At 69.8% G+C, this 3,902-nt stretch carries 2 protein-coding genes; one reads left to right on the top strand and one right to left on the bottom strand.

The features are described 5' to 3' along the window. The coding region (locus ABZU75_RS45670) for a tetratricopeptide repeat protein (RefSeq protein WP_355569598.1) at positions 1-1,523 on the top strand (1,523 nt) is incomplete at its 5' end. 422 nt (positions 1,524-1,945) lie between these two features. Here the strand turns inward: ABZU75_RS45670 and ABZU75_RS45665 are convergent. Continuing rightward, positions 1,946-3,064: a hypothetical protein gene (locus tag ABZU75_RS45665; RefSeq protein ID WP_355569595.1), complete on the bottom strand. Its 1,119-nt coding sequence runs from the start codon at positions 3,062-3,064 to the stop codon at positions 1,946-1,948. Between the last annotated feature and the right edge of the window lie 838 nt (positions 3,065-3,902).

Here is a 3,902-nt window from a genome sequence, read left to right as displayed (position 1 = left end):
CGGCCAGCGGCAGGTGGCAGCAGGCCGTCAGGATCGCCGGGGCGCGGCTGGCGGGGCGGCCCGGCTGGTCGCTCGGAGTGCTGCGGCAGCGATTGGAGGTCGAGTCGAACCGGCTCAGCGAGCTGTGCGCCGGGGATCTGGGAGTGCGGGTCAGTCTCGACCGTAGCTACCGGCTGCTGCCCGAGGACGCGGCATGTGCCTTCCGTGCGCTCGGCCTCCTGGGCCCGCAGTCCCTGCCCGGCTGGGTGGTCGACGCCGCGCTGGGCCGGCACCGGGCCGACGAGGTGACGGATGCCCTGGTCGACGCGAACCTGCTCCAGCTGGTCGGGACCGACCCGATCGGCCAGCCGCGCTACCGGCTGCACGACCTGGTCCGCTGCAACGCCAGGGAGAAGGCCGGCGGCGCCTCGGATCGGCACGCGCTCATCAGGGTGCTCGGCGCGTGGACGGCCACCACCGAGAGCGCGACCGCGCGGCTGCCGACCACGCTCTTCAGCCTGACCTCGGCCTCGGCCACCCGCTGGCACCTGGCGGAGGACACCCTCGGCCGCCTGACCGCAGACCCGCTGTCCTGGTTCGACGCCGAGCACGACGCGCTGGTGGGGGCGGTACGCCTCGCCGCCGACGCCGGGCTGGCCGGATCGGCGTGGGGGCTCGCCGCGGCACTCGTCCCCTACTTCGACCTGCGCTGCCACTTCGAGGAGTGGCGCTCCACCCACCGGATCGCCCTGGAGGCCGCGGGCCTGGCCAAGGACCGCCACGGCGAGGCGGCCATGCTCCGCGGCCTGGCCCAGGTGAGTCTCTACCAGGACCGCTACGCCGAGGCGACGGAGATGTTCCGGCGATCCCTCAGGATCTTCCACGAGCTGGGGGACAGGCGGGGGGAGGCGACCTCGATCTGCGGGCTGGGGGCGGTCAACCAGTTCTGCGGCGAGAATCTCCGGGCGCTCGGGTACTTCCGGCAGGCTCTGGCCATGTTCCTCGCCATGGGAGACCAGAGCGGCGAGGCCTACGCGCGGCAGGCCATCGGGCGGGCCTGCCTGGCCTCGGGCGACCTGCGGCAGGCCTCGAACTGGCTGGACGCGGCGCTGCGGCTGGCCAGGGAGATCGGCGACTCCCATCGCGAGGGCTGCGTGTCCATGCAGTTCGGGCGGCTGCACGATCTGGGGGCGGACCCCGGCCAGGCGATGCGCTTCCAGGGGCGTGCGCTGGACATCTTCGAAGGCCTCGGCGACCTGCACTGCGGGGCCTACGCCATGCAGGGGCTGGGCGGCCTGCAGGTGGTCCGCGGTGACCGGTCGCACGCCTCCGACCAGCTGGAGCGCTCTTTGCTGATCTTCCAGCGGCTCGGAGACCGGAGCGGGGAGGCCGCCACGGTCCAGACGCTCGGCGAGCTGCACCGGTCGGCGGGCCGTACCCGCCTGGCGCGGAACTACCTCCGCCACGCCCTCGTGCTCCGCCGCGAACTACGGGGAGGCGCCGACCTCGCCGTGGGCGCCGGTGCTCGGGACGTACCGAACTAGGGCCGGTACGGAATTCGGATCTTCAGATGTGTTGAAGGCTCCGGATCCACAAGATGGCCCTGTGTAGCTGAAGGCCGGCGAGGTGGCTCTCGGGGGTCTTGTCGAAGCGGAAAGCCAGCCCGTGCCATCCGATGTCGTGAGGACGGCCGTTTCGGGATGAAAGTGCGGTTTGAAGAATCAGAGAAATCAAGGAATTCACCTGAAGTGACAAGGTGATCACTGATAGACACTTTGGTGGAGGTCGGTCGCTGCAGAAGAACCGCCCTCGTCCGAGGGGAAGGGACAAGATCCTGATCGTCGGCTTAGTCCGGTTCGAGCCTGCCTGTCTTTTCGTGACGGGCATCGACGTCGTTCTCACCGCCTCACCGTGTCGCTTGCCGGTGGCCGAGGTGATGGGCGGCGCCGGTGGTCTTCAAGCCGCCTCAGGTGAATTCCGTGGGAGGATCACCGGCCGGCGAGGGCGGCTCCGTAGCGGGTTCCTGTTCTTCGATCAGGCCGATGGGCAGCGCGCCCTCGGCGTTCCACGGAGGCTGGGTGAGCTGTTCGGAGGCGCCGTCGAACTCGGCGGCGGCCTCGGGGTGGCCGTTGCCGGCCGCGCGGCTGAACAAACTCGCGGCCGCCCAGTCCTCGTCCTTGGCCCGGTGAATCCTCGCGAGGCGATAGGCGGCCTCGGCATGGCCACAGTCGCTGGCCAGCCGGTAGAAGAACATCGCGACGCTGAGCTTGTTCGGATCCGAGCACTGGTAGTGGTGGCCGTAGCGGTAGGCGAGTTCGGCAGCCACCTGCAGGCGGTCGGGGTCATCGAACAGGCCCGGCGCGGCGGGGTGAGCGGCGTCGCCGGCCTGGCGCAGCCACTGGCGCGCCTCTTGGGGCCAGCCTTTCAGCAGCGCGATGACGGCCAGGCGCATGCAGTCATCGCCGTTGCCGGCCTCGCTGTGGGTCAGCAGGCGGGTACCGGTCCTGCCGTAGATCCGCAACAACCGCTGCCGGGCCGCCGGCAGCGGCGCGAACACGATCGTGGTGCTCGACCGGCGCGGTGTTCTCCTGCCCGTCGGCCGCGCGGGGAGCGTCGGCGCGGGCGGCAGCTGCTCGGCCTCGGGCCGTTGCGCGGGTGAGGGCGAGGCGGCGAACGGGACGCAGGCCGGTCCCGGCGGCGGCGTGGTGAGGGCCGGCGCGGCAGGCTCGGTGGGCGCGGTGGGCGCAGCCGGTGGATCGGGCCGGGCATCATGGGCGGCTCGCCAGCTCTGATACCAGGCCTGGGTGTCGCCCATGGCCTGCACATCCAGGCCGGTCTGCTCGGCGGCCACCGTGCAGGCGGCCACGAAGGACGCCACCCACGCCCATGCCGGGGCGCGTTTGCGTTTGCCGGTCAGGATGTCGTGGGTAGTGCTCGGCGCCAGCCCCCTGCCCTCGTTGTTCTCTGGAATGCGCATCGACAGCGTGTGCAGTCGAGACAGCGCCGGGGAGCCGGCCAGGCCACGCAGCTCGTTGAGCTGATCGACGAAGGCGCGTAGCGCCGCGACACGATGTTGTTCAGCCATCGCCCTTAGCCGGAAATGAGTGATCCGTGATCTACAAGTAGTAGCGGGAGTCATATTGGCATTAATCGGCGGCCAGGCTGAGGGAGATCGCATATTCCGCTTCGTCCGGGATTAACAGCCGTTGACCTGTAAGTACACAGTCCGGAGGCATCCGGATGAGTCCGGATGACATCGGAGCGATCCGGATGGGTCCGGATGAGACCGGATGGAGTCGGACCGCCCCGAAGGACGCCGAAAATCCTGCCCGCCAGGCCGGGACGAAGGGATATCGGCGTCGAGAACGTAGATATTTTGCACCTTGCAAAAGGGTATTTATCCGGTCTCTTCCGGACATGTTTGAACCGGTAGCGGCCCGGATGGCGGCACCTTCATCGTTGATCGCACCCCTCAGTGCCGACGATGAAGGAGAAAGCCCGTGGCGCACGCCCTGACTGCTTCGCCTGCCTTTCTCCGCGTCACCGGCACCCGGCCGGGCTCCCCACCCCCGCCGTGGGTTCACAACGACGACCAGCTACTGACCTTGCTGGTGACGGTGTGGGCCTTGACCACCGGACGTATTCCGCCCGACCGCCCGGCTGACGAGCTCACCGAGACCGAGCTCATCGCGTTCTGGGCCGATGACCAGACCGCCGGATCCCCGGCGACGCCACCTCAGGAGCGACCCCGATGTTCTCTGTACCCGTGCTTCTCACCTTGACCACCACCGCGCTGGTGACGGCCATCGCCTGCGCGCTCGCCCTGGCCGCCGGCACCGCCTGGCCCACCGCCCTGCTCAGTGGCGGCGCCGCCGGCGCCGCCACCATGAGCCTGCTCATCCGCCTGCTCGACCATCACCGCG

This window comes from Streptosporangium sp. NPDC005286, assembly GCF_040607515.1.
Classification (GTDB): Bacteria; Actinomycetota; Actinomycetes; order Streptosporangiales; family Streptosporangiaceae; genus Streptosporangium.
Note: the sequence above shows the minus strand (reverse complement) of the source record. Positions and strands in the feature narration are given on the sequence as shown.